18 protein-coding genes are annotated in these 25,264 nt (G+C 59.5%); 5 read left to right on the forward strand and 13 right to left on the reverse strand.

The window, feature by feature from the left end:
- Positions 1-95: 95 nt before the first annotated feature.
- The 3 genes from mraZ to dinB form a co-directional block, all read right to left on the reverse strand.
- Positions 96-527, reverse strand: a complete 432-nt coding sequence (gene mraZ, locus HMPREF2999_RS09000) for a division/cell wall cluster transcriptional repressor MraZ (RefSeq protein WP_005507741.1) — start codon at positions 525-527, stop codon at positions 96-98.
- A 555-nt stretch (positions 528-1,082) separates the two neighbouring features.
- Positions 1,083-1,484 carry a DUF3040 domain-containing protein gene (locus tag HMPREF2999_RS09005; protein ID WP_005506566.1) on the reverse strand — a complete coding sequence of 134 codons (402 nt, stop codon included), beginning with the start codon at positions 1,482-1,484 and terminating at the stop codon, positions 1,083-1,085.
- Between the two features lie 229 nt (positions 1,485-1,713).
- Positions 1,714-3,102 carry a DNA polymerase IV gene (gene dinB / locus HMPREF2999_RS09010; protein WP_070674980.1) on the reverse strand — a complete coding sequence of 463 codons (1,389 nt, stop codon included), beginning with the start codon at positions 3,100-3,102 and terminating at the stop codon, positions 1,714-1,716.
- A 185-nt stretch (positions 3,103-3,287) separates the two neighbouring features.
- Here dinB and HMPREF2999_RS09015 point away from each other — a divergent pair, with 185 nt between their 5' ends.
- Positions 3,288-4,520 (forward strand): polyprenyl synthetase family protein, encoded by a 1,233-nt coding sequence (locus HMPREF2999_RS09015; protein ID WP_070674977.1) that lies wholly within the window; start codon positions 3,288-3,290, stop codon positions 4,518-4,520.
- A gap of 126 nt (positions 4,521-4,646) precedes the next feature.
- Here HMPREF2999_RS09015 and HMPREF2999_RS09020 read toward each other — a convergent pair whose 3' ends face one another.
- Entirely contained in the window at positions 4,647-5,015 is a 369-nt protein-coding gene (locus HMPREF2999_RS09020) for an Rv2175c family DNA-binding protein (protein WP_070674974.1), read from the reverse strand.
- A gap of 248 nt (positions 5,016-5,263) precedes the next feature.
- Between HMPREF2999_RS09020 and HMPREF2999_RS09025 the strand changes: the two genes are divergently transcribed.
- Positions 5,264-6,964, forward strand: a complete 1,701-nt coding sequence (locus tag HMPREF2999_RS09025) for a serine/threonine protein kinase (RefSeq protein ID WP_246823109.1) — start codon at positions 5,264-5,266, stop codon at positions 6,962-6,964.
- A 167-nt stretch (positions 6,965-7,131) separates the two neighbouring features.
- Here the strand turns inward: HMPREF2999_RS09025 and HMPREF2999_RS09030 are convergent, their stop codons facing one another.
- Both HMPREF2999_RS09030 and HMPREF2999_RS09035 read right to left on the reverse strand, forming a co-directional pair.
- Positions 7,132-8,496, reverse strand: a complete 1,365-nt coding sequence (locus HMPREF2999_RS09030) for a class II 3-deoxy-7-phosphoheptulonate synthase (RefSeq protein WP_070674969.1) — start codon at positions 8,494-8,496, stop codon at positions 7,132-7,134.
- Between the two features lie 301 nt (positions 8,497-8,797).
- Positions 8,798-9,553 carry a lysophospholipid acyltransferase family protein gene (locus HMPREF2999_RS09035; protein WP_070674966.1) on the reverse strand — a complete coding sequence of 252 codons (756 nt, stop codon included), beginning with the start codon at positions 9,551-9,553 and terminating at the stop codon, positions 8,798-8,800.
- A gap of 228 nt (positions 9,554-9,781) precedes the next feature.
- Here HMPREF2999_RS09035 and HMPREF2999_RS09040 point away from each other — a divergent pair, with 228 nt between their 5' ends.
- Together HMPREF2999_RS09040 and HMPREF2999_RS09045 are read left to right on the forward strand one after the other, a co-directional pair.
- Complete coding sequence (locus tag HMPREF2999_RS09040) at positions 9,782-10,648, forward strand: alpha/beta hydrolase (protein ID WP_070674963.1); 867 nt, start codon at positions 9,782-9,784, stop codon at positions 10,646-10,648.
- Between the two features lie 151 nt (positions 10,649-10,799).
- Positions 10,800-12,971: an AMP-dependent synthetase/ligase gene (locus HMPREF2999_RS09045; protein WP_070674960.1), complete on the forward strand. Its 2,172-nt coding sequence runs from the start codon at positions 10,800-10,802 to the stop codon at positions 12,969-12,971.
- Between the two features lie 130 nt (positions 12,972-13,101).
- On the opposite strand, the gene HMPREF2999_RS09050 is transcribed toward HMPREF2999_RS09045, so the two are convergent.
- The 6 genes from HMPREF2999_RS09050 to HMPREF2999_RS09075 form a co-directional block, all read right to left on the reverse strand.
- A complete protein-coding gene (locus tag HMPREF2999_RS09050) occupies positions 13,102-14,559 on the reverse strand; it encodes a mycothione reductase (RefSeq protein WP_070674957.1) in 1,458 nt (485 codons plus the stop codon).
- Positions 14,560-14,833: 274 nt separating this feature from the next.
- On the reverse strand, positions 14,834-15,646 hold the full coding sequence (locus HMPREF2999_RS09055; RefSeq protein ID WP_005507726.1) for a ParA family protein: 813 nt from the start codon (positions 15,644-15,646) through the stop codon (positions 14,834-14,836).
- Positions 15,647-15,836: 190 nt separating this feature from the next.
- A complete protein-coding gene (locus HMPREF2999_RS09060; RefSeq protein WP_005507725.1) occupies positions 15,837-16,481 on the reverse strand; it encodes a MerR family transcriptional regulator in 645 nt (214 codons plus the stop codon).
- Between the two features lie 716 nt (positions 16,482-17,197).
- Positions 17,198-17,971 carry a transcriptional regulator FtsR gene (locus HMPREF2999_RS09065; RefSeq protein WP_070674954.1) on the reverse strand — a complete coding sequence of 258 codons (774 nt, stop codon included), beginning with the start codon at positions 17,969-17,971 and terminating at the stop codon, positions 17,198-17,200.
- Positions 17,972-18,567: 596 nt separating this feature from the next.
- Positions 18,568-18,960, reverse strand: coding sequence for a glycine cleavage system protein GcvH (gene gcvH, locus HMPREF2999_RS09070; RefSeq protein WP_049337538.1), 393 nt, complete (start codon positions 18,958-18,960; stop codon positions 18,568-18,570).
- A 347-nt stretch (positions 18,961-19,307) separates the two neighbouring features.
- Positions 19,308-22,799, reverse strand: coding sequence for a bifunctional proline dehydrogenase/L-glutamate gamma-semialdehyde dehydrogenase (locus HMPREF2999_RS09075; protein ID WP_070674951.1), 3,492 nt, complete (start codon positions 22,797-22,799; stop codon positions 19,308-19,310).
- 513 nt (positions 22,800-23,312) lie between these two features.
- Between HMPREF2999_RS09075 and HMPREF2999_RS09080 the strand changes: the two genes are divergently transcribed.
- Complete coding sequence (locus tag HMPREF2999_RS09080) at positions 23,313-24,239, forward strand: LysR family transcriptional regulator (RefSeq protein WP_005506591.1); 927 nt, start codon at positions 23,313-23,315, stop codon at positions 24,237-24,239.
- 197 nt (positions 24,240-24,436) lie between these two features.
- Here the strand turns inward: HMPREF2999_RS09080 and HMPREF2999_RS09085 are convergent, their stop codons facing one another.
- Positions 24,437-25,255, reverse strand: a complete 819-nt coding sequence (locus HMPREF2999_RS09085) for a transcriptional initiation protein Tat (protein ID WP_070674948.1) — start codon at positions 25,253-25,255, stop codon at positions 24,437-24,439.
- Between the last annotated feature and the right edge of the window lie 9 nt (positions 25,256-25,264).

Below are 25,264 nucleotides of genomic sequence, written 5' to 3' on the forward strand. Positions count from 1 at the left end.
TGTGAGAGTTTGTCCTGCGGGAAAGCTTACGGAAGAGTGGTGCGGTGGTGATAGAGAGATGCCGGGCGGTAGCCATCGCACCGGCGGGGTGTCGGCTAGAGTAGCGGGCTGAACGGGTCCTCGTCGAGGGAGGCGAATTCAGCTTCGGTGCGGGCGAGGTATTCCTCCCAAGCTGCTGCATCCCAGATTTCTGCGCGGGTACCGGATCCGATGACGACGAGGTTGTCGGTCAGTCCTGCGTATTGGCGCAGTATCGGCGGGATGGTGATGCGTCCCTGCTTGTCGGGCAGTTCGTCTGAGGCTCCTGAGAGGAAGACTCGCAGGAAGTCTCGGGCGGCTCGTCCGGGCAGGGGCGCAGTGCGCATCCGCTCGTGGATGCGTTCAAATTCTGCGGCGGGGAAAACGTACAGGCATCGTTCTTGACCGCGGGTCAGAACGAGGCCTGCTGAGAGTTCCTCACGGAATTTGGCGGGAAGGATGATGCGTCCTTTGGCGTCCATTCGTGGCGAGTAGGTACCTAAGAACATTCACTTCACCTCCCCGATGTGTGCCCCTGATGTGTGCCATTGTGCTGAAGCCTGCGGGAGCGTGGTTGCTCCACACATCCTGTAGGTGCCGGTGGCGGGGTGTGCCGGGCCGGCGCCTCCGCCGTCTGTTTGAGGGCACGGCGATAGGACTGACTTTCAGCTTTCCCCTCCACTTTACCCCACTTTCCACCACCTACCCCACCCGGCAGAGTATCTTTTAGTGTTTTTATGCTCTCTTCTGCATTTTTAACGCTGCCGCACAGCTTCTACACAGCTTCGGGTGTTTCCGCTCAGCGGGCCGCCTTCATCATGTTTGCTATGCCCTGACTCAAGTACAGAGTCAATGACGGGGCCAGTTGCAATAGTCATTGCGCTCCATCCGTCCGCCCCCAAAGCGTCCATCTCTCACTGGCTCGGGCACAGAAAAAGCGGAAGGTAAGAGAATTCTTACCTTCCGCCTGTGAAGTCTTGATGAAGTCTTAAGACCCTAGAGAGTACGGATGCTCAGCCACGAGAAATACTAGCCGTGAGAAAAACTATTGCACCAAAGCAGTACTAGAACTGGCCGTTATTGCGTTCGTCCCAGCGGTCCTCCAGACGATTCATGAAGGAGGAACGCTCCTTCTGCTCACGCTGACGCACGCGAGCTGCGCCCTCTGCCTTACCGCCGAGGAAGGAATCTACCGGGGTCTTCTTACTGGTGGTTGCGAAGTACACGCCACCTGCCGCGAAGAGGAAGCCGAAGACACCCAGCCAAATCATATTCGATGCAACTGCACCAATAATGATGCCCAGGCCAATGAGAACGAAGAGAATACCGAGAGCCAGGTGGCGAGCACTAAAGACCGGCGCGGTGTTGCCGGTTGAAGACATGGAGGAGGCAAAGTGCGGGTCCTCATTGCTCATGAGTTCTTCGAGCTGGTCCAGAACCTTCTGTTCACGCTCGGACAGTGCCATCGTTTTCTCCTTTGAGGTGTCTCTGCTCAAAATGACATTCGTATCAGCAGGGTTAGCTGGTGTACCAGCTGGCGCGGTGTGCGCTTCTTCCCGTCGTATGTTTCCCATCGTACCGCGCGGAGTGGGGTTGGCGCATTCTTTTTCAGGCAGAAGTACCTCAATGTCTTCTGTGGAGGGCACTACCCTTTCTGCGATGGTTCCCCTCGGGCTAGTTCCCTCCCTCAGCCTTTTACTCAGCCGTTTTCTCGGCCCTTTCCTCGACCTTCTGTTCCGGTACCGCCACCCCGGAGGCTGGTTTGAGGCTTTCCTGCGAGTACTTGCGATGAATGGCGTCCATGACGTGCTCAACCTCGGACCATCTACCGCTCTTCACAAGGCGAGCACCAGAACCCGAGCGAGTACCATTCCCTAGGCTTTTACCTACTCCCCCGCCGCCTCGTTGTGCTGAGGCGGTTTTTGCGGATGCGTTTTGTGCGGAGCGTGGGTTTGCCCCGCTCTCGATGGCATCAAAAAGGGTCTGCTGCACCCCGTCTTCGGCGCGGGCGAGTTTTTCGGCGCGCACTCCGATGAGTCGCAGGGCGCGTGGCGCCTCCTGACCCACCAGAATTTCATCTGCTCGCAGGGCTTCCAACGCCAGGGAGGCAATCTGCATACCGGAGTCCACGGGCACGTTTAGCGCTATAGCGCGGGTGTGCGTTTCGAAGGTGCTGTAGCGGATCTTGAGACTGAGCCCTCCGGCGAGTTTCCCCGAGGATCGCAGGCGCTTTCCCAGCTTGAGACTCAGCTCCCGAATAGCAGCGCTCACCTCCTGGGCATCGGTCGTATCCGTCTCGAAGGTGTGCTCGCCACCCATGCTTTTCTCTTCGCGCTCGGTGATCACGGGGCGTTCGTCAATACCGCGTGCCATGGCCCAGAGGTGCTCGCCCTGGGCAGTGCCGAAGCGTTCTTTGAGCCAATCCAGGCTCATGGACCTCATCTGGGCAATGGTGTGAATACCGTATCGGGAGAGCTGCTCGGTACTTTTGACACCCACTCCCCACAGGTCGGAGACTTTTCTCGGGTCAAGAAATTCTTGAACGCGCTCGGGTGGAATGACCCACAGCCCATTCGGTTTACTACCGGTGGACGCCATTTTGGCGAGCAGCTTATTGGGCGCCACCCCCGCGGAGGAGGGCAGGGAGAGCTCCTGCGCGATGCGGTCGCGAGCGCGCTGCGCCAGGGCGACGGGGTCTTGGCCGTGCAGGTAGGCGCCGGTGAGGTCTACGAAGGCTTCATCCACGCTGACCTGCTCAACGTAGGGGCTCAGATCGTGAAGGATTGCCATGACGGCGCGGGAGTAGTGCCTGTAGTCGCCGCGCAGCGGCAGGACGATGGCGTTGGGGCTGAGGTTCCGGGCGCGACTGAGCGGCATGCCGGAGCGCACTCCGTGGGCGCGTGCCTCGTAGGAGGCGGAGCATACGACCGAGCGGGGACCCAGGGGCGCCACAATAATGGGCTCGCCGCGCAGGGCGGGGTTTTCGAGGAGTTCGACGTTGACGAAGAAGGCGTCCATGTCCAGGTGCATAATGACGCGGCCCCTCCTTGCTCCGCTGTTCTTGCCGGTTCGCGTCTGCCCCATGTCGCCTCCTCTCATAGCTTCTACGCCCACCTACCGAAAATATAGCACATTTCTACGAATAATAGGGGTAATATATCGTAAACGTGTTCGCAAATGCGTTCTCTTGGGCTTTTCTCCACTAAGCTAGAAGAAGTGCACACCGCACAACACATGGACCGTACATAGCGACCATCAGCGAGGATAGTATGACTCCCCCTTCTCCTTCCGGAGCACCCACTCCCCAGGCGACCGAGAGCCTCACCGTAGCGGCACCGAATATCCCGGCGGCTTCTGCGCACCTCGCTGAGCGTATTGCTGAAGAGCAGCGAGCCTACCTGCACGCTTTTGACACCCTCATGGCTGAGTTTTTTACCCGCCAGCGCGAGCTACTCGAGGGCATCTCTGCTGAGACTCTACCCCTGCTGGAGGCTATTGAATCCCTCTCCACCGGCGGCAAGCGCCTGCGTGCCCTGCTGAGCTACTGGGGTTGGCGAGGTGCCGGTGGCACACCCGTAACCAAGAACCGCGCGTCCTGGTCTATTGTGAAGGCCGGCATGGCGGTGGAGCTGTTCCAGACCTCCGCACTGATTCACGACGACATTATCGACCGCTCCGATACCCGCCGCGGCGCTCCCTCCGTGCACAAGCGTTTCGAGGCGGCGCACGAGCAGAATAGTTGGCGCGGTGATGCTTTCAACTACGGTCTGACCGGCGGTATTCTTGCCGGTGACCTGACCCTGGCGTGGTCTGCCGAGGTTTTCGCGTCCCTGGGTGAGGGAGCGATTTATGGCGCCCCTGCGCGCACTATTTTTGACCGGATGCGCACCGAGGTTCTGGCGGGTCAGTATCTGGACGTCTACTCCGAGGTTCTCGAAACCGAGGACGCTCAGGCGGCTCTACAGCGTGCCCTGAACGTGATTCGTTTCAAGTCCGCCAAGTACTCCTGCGAGCACCCCTTCACGATTGGTGGTGCTCTGGCTCTGCAGGCTGCCGCGCTGGAGAACGGCACCGGTGCCGTGAGCGAGCAGCACCCGGTACTTGCCGGTTACCGCGCGTTCGGCCTGCCGCTGGGTGAGGGCTTCCAGCTGCGTGATGACGAGCTGGGCGTCTTCGGCCAGCCCGAGGTGACCGGCAAGCCCGCTGGCGATGACCTGCGTGAGGGTAAGCGTACCGTGCTGGTGGCGCTCACCTCCGCCGCACTCAATGAGAAGGATGCGGCGCTTCTGCACGATAGCTTGGGCGACCCCGAGCTGAGCGATGAGCAGGTGGAGCGCATCCGCGATCTGATGGTTTCTTCGGGCGCTTTCGCCAAGCATGAGCAGCTGATTGAGCAGAAGTCTCAGGCTGTGTTTGAGGCGCTGGAGGCGATGAACCTGGACGAGCTGACGCATGCGGCACTGACCGATATCGTGGGCCGTGCACTGCGTCGCAAGGCATAGATGCCCTGCGTCGTAAGGCGTAGAGGTTCAACACAGTTAGAACGTTAAACAAGTTGAGGCGGCATACCGAAGTATGCCGCCTCAACCTATTTAGCTATAGTTCTGAGCCGCTATTACCAAGCCAGATTACCAAGCCAGTGCCTGCGCACGGCGACGGATCTCGGTCTTACGACCGTCAATCAGTGCGTCGATGGGGCGGCCGGGCAGGGAGTCGTCGCTGGTGTACAGCCACACGATAGCTTCTTCATCGCTGAAGCCGGAATCCTTCAGGACAGCGAGGGTGCCCTTGAGGGATTCGAGTACTCGCGAACCGTTCATGAACAGTGCGGGTACCTTACGCACGTTGGTTTCCGGGTCGCGCAGAGCGATGAGCGTACCGTCAGAAATCAGGTTGTGAACGCGGGTCACCTTCAGGTCGAGTGCCTGCGCAATTTCGGGGATAGTTACCCAATCGCCGACGAGGGCGAAGGTCTGAGCAATATTTTCGTTAGTCACCTTTTAAGAGTGCCAGAGCTGGCACGTATTTACCACTTTTGACCCGCCGCAGGTTCGCTGCCCCTCCCGGATTCTTTCGTTCTTGTGCCCTGCCCGTTGTTCTTGCGTTGGAGTCGGGTCCACCGGCACTTTGTAAGAATTCGCTGAGTGTTCACCTGCCCGGCGCCCTTTGGCATCGCTTCTGCCCAGGTGGGCGGGCTAAAATGTTGAGACGTATGAATACTCCCAGCCCACGCCGGATTTCTCCTGTGAACCCTCGTTCTTCTGCAAATACTCCTGTTCCTCCCGCCACCCGTCCCGCTGCCCCGGATACCGCTATTGGTTCTTCGCAGTGGCTCAGTGGCGCCATTATTGAGGGTCACTACCAGGTGGGTTCGCTTATTGGCCGCGGCGGCATGAGCGAGGTGTATTATGCGCTGGACCTGTGGTCGAATAACCCGGTTGCGCTCAAGGTTCTCTCCCCCGCTCTGGCTGAGGATGCAGCGAACCGTCAGAAGTTCCACCGTGAGGAGCGCTCGATGCGCCAGGTAGGTGGCGGCGGGCATACGGTGGGTGTGATTTCATCGGGTACCGAGTATTTTTCGGGTCAGATGGTCATGTATATCGTGCTCGAGTACGTGCACGGTTGTACGCTGAGCCAGCTGCTACGTGTGCGTAATGCCCTCTCGCTGGGTGAGGCTCTGGATATCCTCATTCCGGTCGTGGAGGCGCTCTCGGAGGTTCATGCGAACCGCTACCTGCACGGCGATATTAAGCCGGGCAATATTCTTCTCGACGCTAACGGCCAGGTGAAGCTCACAGACTTCGGTCTCTCCCGCCGTGACGATCAGGTGGATGCGGGCGCCCCCATGGGCACCCCCGCCTACGTAGCGCCGGAGGTTCTTGATCCGAAGGTGAAGGTCGGAGCTCAAGCTGATATTTTTGCACTCGGCGTGATGATGTACCGCATGCTTTCAGGTCGTCTGCCCTTTGTGGGTCTGGAGAATGACCAGCAGGTGCTCTACCACAACGCCAATATTGAGATGCCCGCGCTGACCGATGTCGCGCCGGGTGCGGACCGCGACATTGCGGGGCTGATTTCGTGGTGTACCCGCAAGCAGCCGCACGCACGCCCGGAGGATGCGACCGAGCTGTTCACGGCTCTGCTGGAGATTTCTGAGTCGTTGGGTGAGTCTGAGCGTGCTTGGCGCGCCCCCTCGTGCCCGGAACCGGAGCTTCCCCTTTGGGAGGCCGTCGCCGATATTGCGGAGCGTAGCGGCGCCGCGCAGATGGTGCGTAACACCCCGATTAGCGCGTTTAGCGATGCCCGCGATCTGCTCGCCTACGATGTGTACTCCCCCGACAGCCTCGTGTACGATGCCTCGGCAGCGAGTCAGGGCGTGCACCTTGCCGACGTGGATGCTGAGGACTCCGTGCTCAACCGCCAGGGCATTCCGCCTCTGGTGAGTTCTGCCTCCGATAATGACGATTCTGACACTGATCAGGAGAAGGAAGGCTCAAAGGGCAAATCCGGCAAGCATGGTCTGGGTTCGTTCATGGGCCGCCGTACCACCGCGGCGAAGGGCCCGCTGACTCAGTCCGTTGGCATTGGCCCGCAGACGGAGCAAGAGTTCATCTCAGCTAACGGCGAGTACGCCCCAATCCATGCGGAGCGTTCGTTGAGCCCCTCCGGCACACGTCGTTCGAAGTCTAAGGGACCGGCGAGCGCGTCGGAGGCTTCACCGGCAGAGGAGACCGCTTCTTCTCAGGAATCCGAGCAGTCTTCGCAGAAGGATCCTCGCCTGCCCGCCAAGCAGTTTAGGACCCCGCCCTCGGGTATGGCGGTGGGCGGTTGGGCTCTGGCGCTGATTCTGCTGGGCATGGGTTCGAGCTTTACCGGTTGGTGGCTTGCGACCTCACTGGTGCAGTCGCAGTGGTGGCGCAATATTGAGGCGTTCCTGACCTTCTAGTAGTGTCCCCCCTCGAGCACTCCGTCCTCGCCTGTGCACTCTGTCCTCGTCTTTGCAGTGCGCAGGTTAAACGCAATGCCCGGGTCTTCACTCACTATGAGCGAAGACCCGGGCATTGTCGTGTCTACTGCTCCCCGCCAACTATCGCGGCGAAAAGCATGAACGTTTTATGCGCGGTTCTTGAGGTACTCGGAGACCAGGAATGCAATTTCCAGGGACTGCGAGTGGTTCAGACGCGGGTCGCACAGGGACTCGTAGCGGTCTGCCAGTGCTGCCTCGTCGATGGCGTCGGAGCCGCCCAGGCATTCGGTCACGTCGTCGCCGGTCATCTCTACGTGGATACCGCCGGGGAACGAACCCAGTGCCTCATGCACCTCGAAGAAGCCGCGAACCTCGTCGAGCACGTCGTCGAAGCGGCGGGTCTTGTAGCCGGAGGGCACGGAGATGGTGTTGCCGTGCATCGGGTCGGTGACCCAGACGACCTTCGCACCTTCAGCCTGCACGCCCTCAACGATTGCGGGCAGCTTCTCGCGGATGTTCTTCGCACCCATGCGGGTGATGAAGGTCAGGCGGCCGGGCTCGCGGTTCGGGTCGAGCTTGTCGATCAGTGCGAGTGCATCCTCAGTAGTGGTGGTCGGGCCCAGCTTCACGCCGATGGGGTTGCGGACCTTGGAGAGGAAGTCTACGTGTGCATCGTCGATGCCGCGGGTGCGCTCGCCAATCCACAGGAAGTGTGCGGAGGTGTCGTAGGGCAGGTGAGTGCGCGAGTCGATGCGGGTGAGGGCACGCTCGTAGTCCAGCACGAGTGCCTCGTGGCCGACGTACATGTCGGTGGTCTTGAGGGCTTCGAAGTTCACGCCGCATGCTTCCATGAACTTGAGGGCGCGGCCGATTTCGTTGGCGGTCTTCTCGTAGCGCTCATGCGCGGGGTTGGAGGTGAAGCCGCGGTTCCACTGGTGTACGGCGCGCAGGTCTGCGAAGCCGCCCTTGGTGAAGGCACGCACCAGGTTCAGGGTGGATGCGCTGGCGTGGTAGCCGCGCAGCATACGCTTGGGGTCGTGTACGCGGGCTTCGGGAGTGAAGTCGAAACCGTTGACGGTCTCGCCGCGGAAGGAGGGCAGGGTAACGTCGCCGCGGGTTTCCATGTCTGCGGAGCGCGGCTTGGAGAACTGGCCCGCCATACGGCCCATCTTCACCACGGGCATGGAGGCGCCGTAGGTGAGCACTGCAGACATCTGCAGGATGGTCTTGACGCGGCCGGAGATCTTGTCGGCGGTTGCGCCCGCGAAGGTTTCTGCGCAGTCGCCGCCCTGCAGGAGGAATGCGCGGCCTTCAGCAACCTCACCAAGTGCCTGGCGCATGGCGTCGACTTCACCGGCGAAGACGAGCGGCGGTACCGAGTTCAGCTCGGCGATAGTGCTCTCAAAATCTTCGTGCTCGCTCCAGGTGGGCTGCTGGTCAATGTGCAGCTGACGCCAGGTGTCTAGGCCGTGGTCGGGGGCCTGCGAGGTGCTGAGGTTTTGGTTGCTCATCTTCACTCCATCGGGATGGTCTTGTGCGTTTTCTGATTCAGCCGCCGTTTCGGGTGCCCGGTAGGCCGTATGTGGCATGCGTTCACGTGATTCTTAGGGGCGAATAGACTAATTGTACTCTTGCTCCCTTCAACGCCTAGCCGTCTAGTCAGGTACATCTCATATGTTTAGATAGAGCTATTCAAAATCAATGATTCGGGCATGGAAGATTAACTGCGCGGAGGGGACGCGAAAGGGCGAGACTCGGGGTATCACCCCTTATCCCGCCCTTGGCGTAGTCGCATACCCGCTTGGGCAACGTTTAGTTAGTTCTCTGTAGCTGTGCGACTGCCGCATCAGCGCTCATGTTTTTATCGGCCATGAGTTTCTTGACGCGGTCGGCGTACACGTCCACGTATTCCTGGCCGCTGAGGGCACGAATCTCGGAGCCAATACGGTCGGCGATTTCACGCTGAACGCGGTGGCTCAGGTCTGAGCCGTCGGTGTATTCCTCGAAGGTGAGGGGCTTGCCGATAATGGTGCGCACCTGGATGGGCTTGCCGTCGTGGCGCAGACGGATACGGTTCGAGCCGGAGGGCTGAATCAGGTCGGTACCGATCTGTCCGATGGGCACTACGGGTACGCCTGCTTCAACTGCGAGGCGGGCGACACCGACCTTGGGGCGGTAGCCGCGTCCGTCGGGGCTACGGGTGCCTTCGGGGTAGATGCCAATCACGCCGCCGTCCTTGAGGACCTGCGCACCGGCGTTGAGGGATTCCTGGCTCTTCTGGCCGCCGGAACGGTCCATGGGAAGCTGACCGACACCACGGAAGAACGCCGCCATAGCACGACCCTTCACACCGGGGGTGGTGAAGTAGTCGCTCTTGGCGAGGAAGTTCACGGTGCGAGGCATGGCGAGAGGAATGAAGATAGAGTCGCAGAACGCCAGGTGGTTGCTGGCGACGATGTAGGGGCCCTCGGGCAGGTTCTCCAGGCCAACCACGTCATGGTGGTACAGTCCCTGCAGCAGGGGTGAGCCAAGAACCTTGAGCGTTGAATAGAGGGCGGTGTTAGACATTGGGGTCTCCTCTCTGAATGTTCCCGGCTCAATTCTAGCGTGTCTGGAGAGGCGCGAGGGAACGCGCGATAATTAAAGAAAAGAGAACGATTTTTCTGCGCACCGGTGTATTCGGGTGCGCTGGAGGCGATATACCGGCATCGGCGCTGTATCTGTGGCGCCCCACCAGGCGTACGCTATAGAGCCTGCACCTGCGTTCATATTCTCGCAGGTTGGCGAAGGAGGACCATGAGCATTTTTGATAACTCGTTGGAGCCGCTCAAGCGGATGCGCCGCAAGGCTCGCGAGCGCAGGCTTCTAGCAACCCAAAATGTCAAGGACTCCCTGGCGCGTCGCCTCGAGGGCGACCAGGAAGCGTTCGATCACTCCCCCGTTTCTTTTAGTCCCGACCCGGCGCAGCATTCTGTGGGTATTTTGCTGGTGCACGGTTTTACGGGTTCACCGCATAGCATGCGCCCGTTGGCTCAGCATTTTATGGAGCTCGGGTATGCGGTGGAGATGCCGTTGCTGACCGGTCACGGTACTCATTGGAAAGATTTGCGCGATAGCACCTATGAGCAGTGGCTAGCTTCTGCCGAGCAGGGGTACCGTCGCCTAGCCAATCAGGGTATGCGTGTGGTGGTCATTGGTATGTCGATGGGCGGCACGGTGGCGACCCATCTGTCGGCGCGCCTGCCGGTGGCGGGTACGGTACTCATCAACCCCTACATGGTGGATGTGAATCCGATGATGCGCCATGCAGGCAAGGTGTCGAAGGTTCTGCCGATGCTCAAGGCGATTGGTTCCGATATTGCGGTTCCGGGTGTGAGCGAGGGCGCGTATTCTATCGTTCCGACGGCGGCGGTGCATCAGCTACATCTTTTGGGTACTGAGACGCGTGCACTGATTCCGCAGTTGAAGGCGCCGGTTCTGTATGCGCGTTCACTGGGCGATCATACTGTGTCGGATAGCTCCCACAAATATTTTCTCGAACATTGTTCAGTTCCTGTAGAATTTAGGTGGCTGACCCGCAGCTACCATGTGGCAACGCTCGACTACGACGCCGAGTATCTTCTCTCTACTGTTCAAGCTTTTGTCGCATCACTAAACCACTAAATTCTGACAGTTCCGCCCGCTGCACACCGGCGAATGCATCACCCGCCGCGGCGAGCAGAACATTCAGATAGCCATCACGGCACCTCGAGCATTCGAGGACAGCCCGCGGCCCGGACCGCCCGAGCTTACGCCCTGATTCGAAAGGCGCATTATGAAAGTCTTCTCCACTCCCGCTGAGGTTCTTGTCGACCCCTCACTGAACCTGACAAGCATTGTTGAGCGTCACCGAGCCGATAGCTCCAACCCGGTGCTGTACCGCCGTCAGATGTCTCCGGGTAACTGGCAGCCGGTTCGCGCCCAGCAGTTCCACCAGATGGTGACCGACCTGGCGAAGGGCATGATTGCCTCTGGTATCCGCCCGGGTGACCGTGTGGGCATTATGAGCCGCACCCGCTTCGAGTGGACCGTTATTGACTTCGCGATTTGGTACGCGGGCGCCATCTCCGTGCCGGTGTACGAGACCAACGCACCCGCACAGGCGGCGTGGGCGCTCGCCCACTCGGAGGCTACCGCCATCTTCGTTGAGGACGAGAAGCTTCTGGCACGCATCGCGGAGGCTGAGGAATTCGCCTCCACGACCCAGGAGCCCATGCAGTTGAAGCACCGCTGGGTCATTGAGAACGGCGACCTCGATACCCTGAGCACTCGCGCCTCCGAGGTAAGCGATGAGCAGCTGGAGCAGGTACGTTCCGCAGCCGGTTGTGACGACCTCGCGACCATTGTGTACACCTCCGGCACAACCGGTCGCCCTAAGGGTTGCGCACTGACTCACGGCCACTTCCTGAACCTCAGCGCCAACACCAGGCTGGTCGAGCCCGAGATTGCGAACTCCCGCAACTCCTCCATTCTTTTCTTGCCGCTGGCGCACGTTCTGGCGCGCCTGATTCAGGTTCTGGCGCTGGATGCTGGTCTGGTTATTGGTCACTCCCCCAACATCAAGAACCTCGCTTCTGACCTGGACAGCTTCAAGCCGACCATGCTGCTGGTGGTGCCCCGCGTCTTTGAGAAGGTGTACGAAGGTGCCATGGCGAAGGCGGCTAAGGGCGGCAAATTCAATAAGTCTCTGTTTGAGCGTTCCACCGATATTGCGGTGCGCTGGTCGCAGGCGAAGGTTGAGGGTCGTGTGCCCCTCAAGCTGGCGGCGCAGTACGCTCTCTACGACAAGCTGGTCTACTCGAAGCTGCGTGCGGCTCTCGGCGGCGAGCTGCGTTACGCGGTCTCCGGCGGCGGTCCCCTCGGTGAGCGCCTGGCTCACTTCTTCCACGCGGTGGGTGTGCAGGTGGTGGAGGGTTACGGTCTGACCGAGACCTGCGCCCCGATTGCGGTTGGCCGCATCAACCCGTACCAGATTGGTATGCTTGGTCCGCTCATCCCCGGCGCCGAAGGCTACATTGCTGAGGACGGCGAGCTCCTGGTCCGCGGCGTGGGCGTAATTAGCAGCTACTATAAGAACCCCGAAGAGGACGCTCATGCGTTCACCGAGGACGGTTGGTTCCGCACCGGCGACCTTGCTCGTTTTGACGAGAGGGGCTACCTGAAGATTGTGGGCCGTAAGAAGGAAATCATTGTCACCGCCGGCGGTAAGAACGTGATTCCGGGTATTGCGGAGGGCCATTTGCGTACTTCTCCCCTGGTGTCTCAGGCAATGCTGGTCGGCGATGAGAAGCCGTTCATTTCAGCGCTGGTGACCTTGGACCCGGATACCCTACCCGAGCAGCTCGAGCATCTGGGTCTGCCGCGTTCGCTCTCCATTCCGGAGGCTGCGGTTCACCCGGCGGTCCGCGCCGCGATTCAGAAGCTCGTGGATGAGGCGAACCAGCTGGTTTCCCGCGCCGAGGGTATTCGCGAGTTCCGCATCATGAACCGTGACCTGACCGAGGAAGATGGTTACCTGACTCCTTCGCAGAAGCTGCGCCGCGCGAAGATTCTGCAGGATTTCTCCTCCTACGTGGATGAGATGTACGGCAAGGTTTCTGATAGCACGTCGGATTCTTTGGCTCGTCTGCAGGAGTACGCGGCGGAGCAGTCTGAGAAGTTCGCTGAGCTGCGTGAGCAGGCTGCTGAGCGTCTGCACGAGTACGCGGATCAGCAGACGGAGCGTCTTGCTGAGTTGCGTGAGCAGGCTGCCGAGAAGTTCGAGGAGCTACGCGAGCAGGCGGTTGAGCGCATGCAGAAGCCGCAGGAGGATAAGACCGAAACGAAGGAAGACGCCGAACGGTCTGAGAAGACTAACGACGATTCCGAGCATGAGACCGCTACCCCGGCTAAGGGTGTAGAAGCTAAGAAGGCAGATACTCAGCGTTCTGAAGGCGAAGACTCTTAGTCGTCACTAACTGATTGTGAATATATATGTGAGGAGGGGGTCGTACCGTTTAGGTACGACCCCCTCCTCTATGTTTACCTCAACGCTCAGAGCCTGAGCCCTTGAGCGGTATTCTTTGAACCGGTTGGTACTAGTTGGCGGGCTCGTCGAATTCCAGGCCGAGCAGCGCGTTCTCAATGATTTCGGTCAGTGCCGGGTGGATCCAGTACTGGCCGCGTGCGAGGGTGCGTGCATCCATGCCGAAGCTCATTGCCTGCAGTAGCGGCTGGATGAGCACGGAGGATTCTTCACCGACCAGGTGCGCACCGAGCAGCTCGCCGTTGTCCTTGCGGGCAATCAGCTTGCACAGGCCGATCTTGTCTTCCATTGCCCAGCCGTAGGCGGTGTCACCAAAGTTCTGTGCCTTGACGGTAATCTCAAAGCCTTCACGCTCAGCGGCCTGGCGCGCCTGCTCTTCGGTCATGCCGACCACGGCGATCTGCGGGTTGCTGAAGACCCCGCCGGGTACGTAGCGGTGGTCGCTGGCACGCAGGTCCTCGGGGTGGCTGAGGTTGTGCTGCACAACGCGGGCCTCGTGGTTTGCCACGTGCTTGAGCTGGTAGCGGCTGGACACGTCGCCGAGGGCGTAGACGCCGGGTACGGGTGCACCGTTGTAGAGCACGCGCTGGTACTTATCGACGGCAAGCTGACCGCCGTCCTGCACGTCGAAGTAGTTCTTCGCGTTGAGGGTGTCGGTGTTGGGGCGGCGACCGGTAGCCACGAGCACAGCGTCCGCCGGGATTTCGAGTACCTCTTCACCGTTCTCGGCGGTGCGCTTCGCTACGACGGTCACGCTACCGTCGGCATTCTCGCGGATTTCGGAGAGGCCAGCATTCTTGACGATGTTCCACTGCTTGCTTGCGGCTTCTTCAAAGCGTGCCACGACCTCTTCATCCACGCCGCGCAGCAGGCGGGAGGAGCGGTTCAGCTGGGTTACTTCGGTGCCGAATGCGGAGAAAACGTGGGAAAATTCTGCCGCAATCACGCCGCCGCCGATGACAACCATGCGGGCGGGCAGTTCGTCCAGGCGCATGACGTTGTCGTTGGTGTAGACCTTGGAGGAGTCGATACCGGGCACGGGAGGCAGCACGGCGCGCGAACCTGCCGCAATGACAATCTGGCGGCCCTGCAGGCGGGTGCCGTCGGTCAGCTCAACGGTGTGGGAGCCGACGAAGCGCGCGTACTGGTCGTAGAAATCGACGTTGGGCAGACCGGCACGCCATTCGCGGCCGCCTTCAACAATCTGGTCAATGCGAGAGGCAAAGATGCGGTCACGAATCTGTGCCCAGTGCACGGCGTCTACGTGTGCGTCGACGCCCAGGTGCTTGACCTCGCGGGTCTTCTGCGCGATAGTCGCCGGGTAGACGTACATTTTGGTGGGGATGCAGCCAACGTTCAGGCAGGTGCCGCCGAAGATGCCGCCGTCGATGAGGGCGACCTTCTTGTCGTCCCATTCGGGGCCGATGAGGGTGTTGCCGGATCCGGAGCCGATGACGATGAGGTCGTATTGTGCTACGCCGTCAATGCGTTCTACGTTCTCGATGCTCATGTGGTCCTCTCGTTGTTGGTGTTGAGGCTGGGCTCGTTCCCAGCGTGCCCCTCGATGGCGGGGTTATTTCTGTTACTGCCACTATAACGCGTGGAGGCTACCGGCTATTCCCACTATCTGGTGTCAATGTTGACGGATATGCGAAAGGTGCACCGTCCCAAAGGACCACAGCACTGAGAACACAGCGCTGAGAACACAGGGGTTCTTTGAGAAAACGCACTCAAGCGTTGAAGCTATTTGAGCCCGCGGATTAGTGACGCGTAGATGTCTGCGATTAGAGATCAGCCATGAGCCCAGCCAGCAGACGGGTGAAGTCAATGGCGGGATCAACCGATTCTTCGTCGGGCCAAAAATGAATCGGGTACGCCGCACCCTGGGCACGCTGCAGCACGGGGCTTTCAGCGAGCACAGGATCTGCCACGAGCTCGCCGAAGAGGGAGCGCATTTCGTCGCGTCGGTAGCGGTGTTCGCTGTCGTTGGGGCGCATCTTGTTGATAACGACTCCCGCGCCGTCAATACTGATGCCGCTTTCCTGCTGAAAGCGCACGATGGCGCGCAGGGTTCGTTCGGTGCCCGCCACGGAGAAAAGGGAGGGCTCTGCGACCGAGAGGATGCGCTCGCTAACCGCCCAGCCCATCGAAGACAGGGTTCCGAGGAACGGTGGGCAGTCAATCAGGATCACGTCGTAGGCGTCCGCTGCCGCCTCCACCATGCGCTTGAAGCGGCGGATGAACGGCGCGGCTTCCTGACGGTCCACGAGGGTGGAGCGCGCCGAGCCTCGCGCCACCTTCACGCTACCGGTGGTCACGGGGTTATTGGTCAGCAGGGTGGGTTTGCCGACGAGCGCGTTCCAGGAGGAGCTACCGGCTTCCTCCGCGAAGGCGCGCTCATTGGAGCTGGCGATCAGGGAGGCGACGTCGGGGATGGTTTCATCCACTGCCAGGCCGGTGCTGGCGTCGCCGTGGGGGTCGAGGTCAATAACGAGTGTGGAGAGTCCGCTGTGTAATGCCGCGGAGGCGAGCCCCAAAGTGATGGACGTTTTGCCAACGCCGCCCTTGAGGCTGCTGATACTGACGATGCGGGGCATGCAGGTCCCTTTTTGAGTGAGGTGTAATGCCCCTTTATTTTAGCGAATCTTCGCTTTTCTTCTGGCTCTGACAGGGGTGTATCTTGAGTTTTTTCTCAAGTGAGCATTGAATATTCCCTCGGGTTTAAAGCTTCAGCCCGCGCTCGCCACCTGGCAGGTGGTAAACGCGGGCTGATCTAAGTTTTATGTTTTATGCCTGTGCGCGGCGGGCACGGCGGGCGGCGAGTTCGTCGCCTTCGAAGTTTTCGTGCATTTCTTCGCCGGGCTGGCCGTTGAGGTTCATTTCGATTTCGCGCCAGACGCGGCCGATAGCGATACCGAAGACACCCTGGCCCGCCTGGACCAGGTCAATGACCTCGCTCGGGGAGGTGCATTCGTAGACGGTGGTGCCGTCACTCATCAGGGTAATGTTCGCCAGGTCGTCAATGCCGCGGGTACGCAGGTGCTCGATGGAGGTGCGAATCTGTTGCAGGGACACACCGGTGTCCAGCAGCCGCTTCACGATCTTGAGTACGAGCACGTCGCGGAAGCTGTAGAGGCGCTGGGTACCGGATCCGGAGGCGCCACGCACGGTGGGTACGACCAGGTCGGTGCGTGCCCAGTAGTCGAGCTGACGGTAGGTGATACCGGCCGCCTTGCAGGCGACGGCGCCACGGTAGCCGAGGTTTTCCTCGACGACAGAGACAGGGTCGGTGAAGAGTACGCCCTGTTCACCGCGCGGAGGCGGTGCTACAGGGAAGAGGGTGTCGAAGCCATCCAGGGGCTGATCAAAGCCCTGGGGTGCGTGCGTGGTTGCGGCCTCGCCTGCATTTTCGGCTACCTGCTGCTCTAGCACGGTCCCTCCTTTTCGTTAAACCCTTTTAAGTGCTTCACCGCGCCCCATCAATGCGGTCGATGTCGTTCCGGTGTAGACCCGATTCTCGGGGAGAGATCTCGGGGTGAGATTCTAGGGTTGAGGTCTAGAATCTGCGTCTATGATTCGCGTGGCTCCTCTACTGGGTTCCGGCGCGGTTTTCAATACTACACGGCGGTTCGACAGTGCGACCGATGCGCGATAGGCGCGGTTGTTCAATCTATTTTAACTGATAGAGGGCTCTACTTAAAATTGAACCCACCGGAGCGAATGATCTTTTCGGATTCGTTCGTATCTCTTTAACGCCTTACAGGGGCGCTCCTCCCCCGCCGTTCCGTTCGCTTTTTCTGGGCGCCCATCCCACAGGGGAGTTTATACAGGGGGGTTTAAAAAGTAAATGCGTACGGATAGGTAGTCCGTACGCATTTACAGCTGAGTTGAGTAAATAGCCTTGGCAGGCCGGGAGCCCCCCTGGTGAGAAAGCTCTTCGTGTTGGACGAAGGGGTAGAAATTCCGAGCGTGCCAGCGTCGGCTTCGTCCAAGTCTAGAGACCGCTACCCGTTGGTGCGGGTAGGGACTATAGAGGGAAACACCGTGGTCAGCAGTGTATCCCGGAAGGAAAACCCCGTTCGGGGTGCGGTAGAACCGCTGAGAGTTTACGAACGGCAGGCTGTCCGGCAGCCTGCGTCTTCATTCGCCTACTCGTAGGTAGGCATCGCCGATTCGACGAGAGTTGCGTGCAGTTGCAGACACAACTTGCGAATCTTGTCGGCTCGTTCCTGCGCCTGAGCCTGGGAAGCTGCGTCGCGGCGCGAGGCCAGCGGAGCCACTGCGATTTCCACGAGGGAAATTTCGCGGTCTGCTGCAGACTTGAACGCGCGCAGGTGACGGGGCTGAATGCCGTGCTGGGTCAGCTCTGCGCTCACGCGGGCAATCAGCACGTCGTAATCGGTATACTCCACGTCCGAGCCATCTTCGAGCAGTCCAAAGTCAATCAGCTCGCGAATCAGTTCGGGAGTGGTGTTAGCGTATTCTGCCAGTTCCCGGAGGCTGTAAGTACGGCCTTCCTGCTCGTCCGGTCCGAGGACGGTATCCAGGACGTCTTCACTTACGGTGGCGGGCATGGAGTTCAGCACGCGACCGGCTTCCAGATCCTCCAGATGCTGACGGATTACCTTGAGCGGCATGTAGTGGTCGCGCTGCATAGTGAGGATGTAGCGCAGGCGCTCAATGTCAGTCTGGGAGTACTTGCGGTAACCGGTTTCGGTACGGCTGGGGTGCACCAGACCGCGCTCCTCCAGGAAGCGAATCTTGGATGCACTAATTCCGGGGAACTCCAGGTCGAGCTGGCTAAGAACCTGACCAATGGTCCGGCTCTTAACGTCACGCGGGTTACGGTCAGAGTCGCCGTTCTCCACGTCCTCTAGTTCAACCTCAGCGTTAGTGAGGTTTTCATCGATGCGTGAGGTCATCTATGTCTTTCGGGTACTTTGTTCAGCCGATGTCGATACGAGCCGAAATTTGAGTGAGTGGCTCGTTCCCCCGGTCGGGAGTCTCGCTTCGTGCCGAACATCTTTGCTTAGTGTTGAGAGTGTGATAGATAAGTTTAGTTGTTTATCACGAAATGATAAACCGCAAACCTTCGAGACAATCTTATAGCCTCACAAGGCATTTTGCTATTTAGCTCGCCCTTTTCAGAGGCTTTTTGAACCCAAAAATAGCCACACAATCAAACACTATCCAGTAGAGACAGTACCAATTTTAGCAAAATTCCAATACTCCGAACACATGCATCTCATATTGGACTGCTTTACGAGGAAAATTTTATCTTCTCGCGATAGTTGAAGTTTTCATCACATTTAACTTGAAAGAGGCTCCCACTAGGGGTTTAGCCATCTTTCAAGCCTCTTCAACAGGTTTAGACACCCTCAAGATGAACCTTAAATACGCCCCACTATTTGCGTTTGTGTGCATTTTAAAAGAAAAACGGCGAGACCAATCGGTCTCGCCGTCTCACCACTACATACCTCTTATCCGAGGCGTATAGAAGGTCTTAGAGTCTATCGACTTAGAGCTTGTCCAGCTCAGCCTTGTACGCCTCTGCATCCAGCAGGTTCGCCAGGTCATCAGCGTTCTCGGGGCGAATCTCAATGATCCAGCCCTCGCCGTAGGGATCGGAGTTAACCAGTGCGGGGTCATCCTCCAGACCCTCGTTCACTGCGACAATCTCGCCTGCAATGGGAGCAAAGAGATCGGAGACAGACTTGGTGGACTCAATCTCACCGAAGCTATCCTCAGCAGCTACAGAGTCGCCGACAGAGGGAAGGTCGACGTAGACGACGTCACCCAGTGCATCCTGAGCGTGGTCGGTAATACCAACACGTACGGTGCCCTCGGCGGTGAGAGCGGAAACCCACTCGTGCTCAGAAGTGTAAGAGAGTTCTGCGGGAACGTTGCTCATAGCAGCGGTGTCCTTTCAGTGTGTTCTTGCGTAGCGCGGACCGTCCCGCGCACGGTGTCGTTCCGTATGTGGGATGACGGAACGTCCTACACCAATTATCACATAAGAAGTAACGCGGGGCACGTCCAAACACCCCCGTACCACTTCTAAGACACTATATTTTCCTTATCCTATCTAGCCGCTCAACAATCACCCTTTCCCAAGCCCCTAGAAGCACCCCTATTACTCACCTCCAGCAACTTACCTCCAGCAGACAGCCATCAGACACACCAAAAGGCTCAGGGCCCCACACCATGAAGGTGCAGGGCCCTGAGCCTTAGGCTAGAGAGCTAAACTCTCACAGCGCCTTAGCGGGAAGAAATGACGCGCTCGGAGAAGCGGTTCGGGTTACCGAAACGGTGTGCGGTAATCGAAACAGCCTGCTCGCGGAGGAAGGGCAGCATCTCGATACGGCCAGCCTCGGTGACGGGTGCGAAGTACACTGCAACGTCCGGGCGACCACCCAGTGCGGTGTAGAGGGACTTCTCATCGTTACCGATGTAGCGGATACGGGTGCCTTCCAGCGGGGTACCAGCCAGTGCGCGAACCGGGGTCTTAGCGTTCGAAGCCAGGTACTCGCGGAACTGAGCGTCCGACTTGACTTCGTACTTGATGCCCTTGTTCTCGAGGACGCCACGGACGTCGACCGGCAGGTCCTTACCGACGGACAGAGCAACCGGTGCGTTAGCTGCCAGACCGGCAAGCACAACGCGCAGGGTCTCTGCTGCGGATGCAGACTCGTCTGCACGAACCAGAACCTGGGTGGGTACGTAGCGCAGGATGTTGCGCTCCACGCCCAGCTTCGAGGGATCGTGACCGAAGCCGAACTCGGTGTCCCAAGCGTGTGCGTCAGAGGAGACACCGCGCTTGATGAATGCGAAGTCCTCGCGCTTGCCCAGCTCGGAGTTCTCGATGGTAGCCAGGGTCTCGCGGACGGTCACGGACTGGGTGACAGCGGTTGCGGTTGCCTGTGCGGGCTCCCAATCGGACAGAGCGATCAGGTAGCTGGGGCCACCAGCCTTGGTACCGGAGCCAACGGTGGACTTCTTCCAACCACCGAAGGGCTGACGCTGAACGATTGCACCGGTAATTGCACGGTTGACGTACAGGTTACCTGCCTGGACCTTGGAGAGCCACAGCTCGAGCTCGTCAGCATCCAGCGAGTGCAGACCTGCGGTCAGACCGTAATCGGGTGCGTTCTGCAGCTCGATTGCCTCTTCCAGGGTGTCAGCGGTCATGATACCCAGGATGGGGCCGAAGTACTCGGTCATGTGGTACTCGGAACCGGGCTTGACGCCTTCGCGAACACCGGGGCTCCACAGGCGACCGGTCTCGTCCAGTTCCTTGGGCTGAACGAGCCAGCGCTCGCCCGGGCCGAGGGTGGTCAGACCACGCAGCAGCTTCTCTTCCGGCTTCTGAACAACGGGGCCCATCTCGGACTCGATGTCCTGCGGGTGTGCCACGTGCAGGGAGCTGACGGAGTCAAGCAGCTGACGGCGGAAACGCTCGGACTGTGCCACGGAGCCAACCAGGATGACGGTGGAGCCAGCGGAGCACTTCTGACCTGCGTGACCGAATGCCGAGTAGACGACGTCCTTGACGGCGAGGTCGATGTCAGCGTTCGGGGTGACGATGATGGAGTTCTTACCCGAGGTCTCACCGAACAGGGGCAGGTCATCACGCCAGGAGCGGAAGAGCTCAGCGGTCTCGTAACCACCGGTCAGGATCAGGCGGTCAACCTCGGGGTGCGAGATGAGCAGCTTGCCTGCAGCGCGGTCAACAACCTTGACGAGCTTCAGAACCTCCTTGGGAACGCCTGCATCCCACATGATCTCTGCGATCAGGGCACCGGTGCGAGCGGTGATGGTTGCGGGCTTGAAGATGACAGCAGAACCTGCAGCCAGACCTGCCAGAACACCACCGGCGGGGATAGCGGTCGGGAAGTTCCACGGGGGAACAACCAGGGTCAGGTCAACAGACTTGGGCTTTGCGCCGTCGATCTTCTCGAGGTCCTCAGCCAGCATTGCGTAGTAGTATGCGAAGTCGATTGCCTCGGAGACCTCGGTGTCGCCCTGCTCCAGGGTCTTGCCAGCCTCAGCTGCCATAACCTCCAGCAGGTCACCGCGGCGCAGTGCGATAGCTTTACCGACCTTGCGCAGAATCTCTGCACGCTCGTGGCCGGAGAGCTTGCCCCATGCCTTGCCAGCTTCCTCAGTTTCCTTGATCAGCTTCTCAGCGTCAGCTTCGCTGGTCAGCTCGTTAGCCTTGAGGGTGTCGATGCCCAGCTTGGTGGTCTTGGAACGCTCGAGGATTGCGCGGCCCCACTCGCGGTTACCTGCCAGTGCGGGGTCGGTGTCGGGGGTGTTCTCGAAGCGGCCTGCCGGTACGAAGACGTTGTCCTCGTTCTCGGTCTGACGGTTCTGGGTGCGCTTGGATGCGGGAACCTCGTCGGTGACGGAGTTCAGTGCACGCATGAAGCGGTCCTCTTCGCGCTTGAAGATGGACTCGTCGGTTGCCAGGTCGAAGATACCGGACATGAAGTTCTCGGAGGAAGCGTTCTCCTCGAGACGACGGATCAGGTATGCGATAGCAACGTCGAATTCCTTGGGGTTCACGACGGGCACGTACAGCAGCAGGTGGCCAACGCGGCGGCGGATAATCTCAGCCTGCTGCTCAGCCATACCGATCAGCATCTCGAACTCGACGCGATCCTTCACGCCGCGGTCCTCGGACAGCAGCAGTGCGAAAGCAACGTCGAAGAGGTTGTGGCCTGCAATACCGAGGCGAACGTTCTTCACGTGCTCGGGGCGCAGTGCGTAGTCCAGAACGCGCTTGTAGTTGGTGTCAGCAGCCTGCTTGGTGTCCCAGGTGGTCAGCGGCCAGCCATGCATAACAGCTTCCACGATTTCCATGGAGAGGTTTGCACCCTTCACCAGGCGGACCTTGATGCCTGCGCCGCCAGCAGCAACGCGCTTTGCGGACCACTCCTGCAGGTGCTGCATTGCAGCCAGGGTGTCGGGCAGGTATGCCTGAAGCACGATACCGGCTTCGAGGTCCTTCAGGTGGGGCTGGTCCAGGATCTTGGTGAACACCTCAATGGTGAGGTCCAGGTCCTTGTATTCCTCCATGTCCAGGTTGATGAACTTCTTGGGGGAGGTGGATGCAGCCAGCTCGTACAGGGGGGTCAGGCGACGAACTGCGGTCTCAACGACCTCGTCGAATGCCCAGTGCTGGTGGGGGCCGGAAACAGCGGACACCTTGATGGAGACGTAGTCAACGTCGTCACGTGCCAGCAGGCGCTTGGTCTCAGCCAGGCGGTGCTCTGCTTCCTTGTCACCCAGAACTGCCTCACCGAGCAGGTTGACGTTCAGGCGGTTACCGGTCTTGGTCAGCTCTGCGATTGCGTCGCCCAGCTTCTCCTCGGAAGCGTCGACGATCAGGTGACCAACCATCTCGCGCAGCACGCGGCGTGCAACGGGAACGGTGGGCCATGCGACCTTGCCAGCCAGCTTGCCACCGAAGCCAACAGCGGACTTCATGTACCAGGGCAGGAAGGAAGGTGCCAGGCCGGAAATACGGGAAAGGTTGCGGCCGGAGACGTTGTCGTCTTCGGGGCGAATAACGCCATCAACAAAGCCGACGGTGAAGGGAAGACCATTGGGGTCCTTCAGAACACCGGCGAGCTGCTCAGCCGCGAAGGTGGGCTTGATCGACTGGGACTCATTTACCCACTGACGAACAAGCTGACGAGCTTCCAGAGCCATCTTCTGGTAGTGCTCAGATGCGAAAGGATGGGTCATCCTTGACTCCTAACTATCTCACTGTGTGCGGTGCACACCACGTTTGGCGATGTCTCTATTTCACCACAAAAGGGTAATAAATACCTCATTAGAAAAACTGAATGTTTTTTCCAAAATCCATTTAGTTTTTCTAAATGATTGTGCGGTGAGGTTTTCACCCCACGCCCCCTCCGAACCTCCTGTTCGAAGAGACAAGGTGAAGTTTGTAGCGACATCGCTATCCATCTCTCTCAGGCTAGCACTTTCAGAAAGCAAATACCGAACCGATTTCGTAACAATCGAACACTTCAAAACCAGTCCCAAAAGCATCTTCGGCTCTAAGAATCATCACATTCAGCGCGAAAATACTCGCTACACAAGCCAACATGCCGGCACCCCACTTCAGGCGTCTCAAAAAGAGCCAGCCGGAAGCCCACGCGGTACCATAGACAAGAGTCCACGATGAGAGACGCACCACGGAAGAACTCAGAGGCACAATCTGCAGAACAACCAGGCGCGCCAGGGAGGAAACACATGTCAATCTACGACATCCGACGCATGCAAATGCTCCTCGAAATCCAAGAACGCGGCACCGTCATCGCTGCCGCAGAAGCGCTCAGCCTCACTCCCTCCGCCGTCTCCCAGCAGATTGCCACCCTCGAAAAAGAAACCGGCACCCCGCTTCTGCAGCGCATCGGCAGGCGCGTACAGCTCACCAGCGCCGGACTCATCATCGTCGACAGCGCCCGCAGCATCCTGCGCGAACTCGACCGCATGCAAACCTCCGTCGCCAACCTCACCGGCGAACCCGCAGGTATGGTCCGCCTCGCCATCTTCCAGTCCGCGGCCTTCGCACTGCTACCGGAAACCCTCAGCTACCTTGCCGAACACGCCCCCTCACTCACGCTGCAAGTACTGCAAATCGACCCCGAAACCGGAACCTCCCTGACCCGAAGCCGCGAATACGACATGGTGCTCTCCGAAGCCTACCCGCACCATCACATCCCCGAATACCCCGAACTGCATTCCGAGCTACTCACCGAAGACCCGCTCAGCCTGATTGTGCCCAGCACCTCCACCATCACCTCCATTGAAGAGGCGCACGCACTGCCCTGGGTCCTGGAAATGGAGCAGAACACCTCCCGCAGCTGGGCGCTCAACCAGTGCCGCACCGCAGGATTCGAGCCGGTCATCCGCTACAGCGCCAATGACATGATTACGAACTCCAACCTCGTCAAAGCAGGATTCGCCGTCACCATCGTGCCCGGCTTCATCCTTTCCTCCCTCTCCACCACCGAGGGGCTACGCATCGTAGAGCTACCCGGCAAGCCCTGCCGCAAAATCTTTACCGCCGTACGCCGAGAGTCCGCCGCCAACCCCGCCATCGCCATGGTGCGCGAAGCACTGCACCACGCGGTGCAGGTGGCATTCGGCGAACACGACAGGACCGAAACCGCATAGGAAAAATCAGCTACCGCTCACGCCGGCAGACTAGACAATGCAAAGGTCGGGGCCGTTCCCAAGAACGACCCCGACCTTTCAATATGTCTTTTTTGAACAGGCGCCTGTATATAGAGGTATAAAAACACACAACGGAGCCACTCCCCCGCCGTGCCCATCCTTCGCTGGGCCATCTTTCACAAGGGCCAGCTCAACTGCTAGTTCAGCGAAGCAACCACAGCCGGGCTCTGCACCTCGTGGAACGAAGAGGACAAACCAGCCGCCGCCATATCCAGCACAGCGCTCACATGAACCTGCTTCAATGCAGAACCGGCAACACCCGAAGCCACCTGATAATTCAGCTGAACATCCAAGCGGTGACCGCGAGGAATAGCAGTGCGCAACTCCAGAACATTCTCGCTACCGGCACCAGCTTGACCGGTCTGCTCGCTACGGCGCACCGCATCAAGATTCAGAGCATCCACAGGAGCCACCAAAGCCGAAGCACCCAGACCGCCCGAAGGCAGCACCGCCTGACCCGAGGTAACACGAAGAGTCACCGCAGGATTCAACAACAAACCAGTCTTCGGATCCTGCGCGCGAGCACGCACCATCAGGCGAGTACCCACCGGCAGCGTCGAATTGCCCTCATTAATAATGCTCAGGCGAGTCGGCAGATTCCGGAAAGCAACAGTACGCGCCGGCTGACTCTGCAAAGACACAGCCTGCACACCGTTAGCAGCCTTCAACTCCAGGCGGATGCACGACTCGTTATAGCGCATCGGAACCTGCACCAGCGCAGAACTCGCCGCGCCGCCGTTCTGTCCACCACTGTGCTGTCCACCGCCGTGCTGACCGCGTTGCCCGCCGCGCTGTCCGCCAGGACGCTGGGTCACGGGGGTCACGCGAGCGCGCTTACCGCCCGAACGAGTTGCCGCCTCCGCAGCGCTCACGCCGCCAGCTACCAGGGCAGCCGAAGCGCCCGCAACCTTCAACGCGGTACGGCGAGAAGCGTTCATTAGATTATTCTTAGTCATTTTCTACTC

This window comes from Rothia sp. HMSC066H02 (genome assembly GCF_001814995.1).
Taxonomy (GTDB): Bacteria; Actinomycetota; Actinomycetes; order Actinomycetales; family Micrococcaceae; genus Rothia; species Rothia mucilaginosa.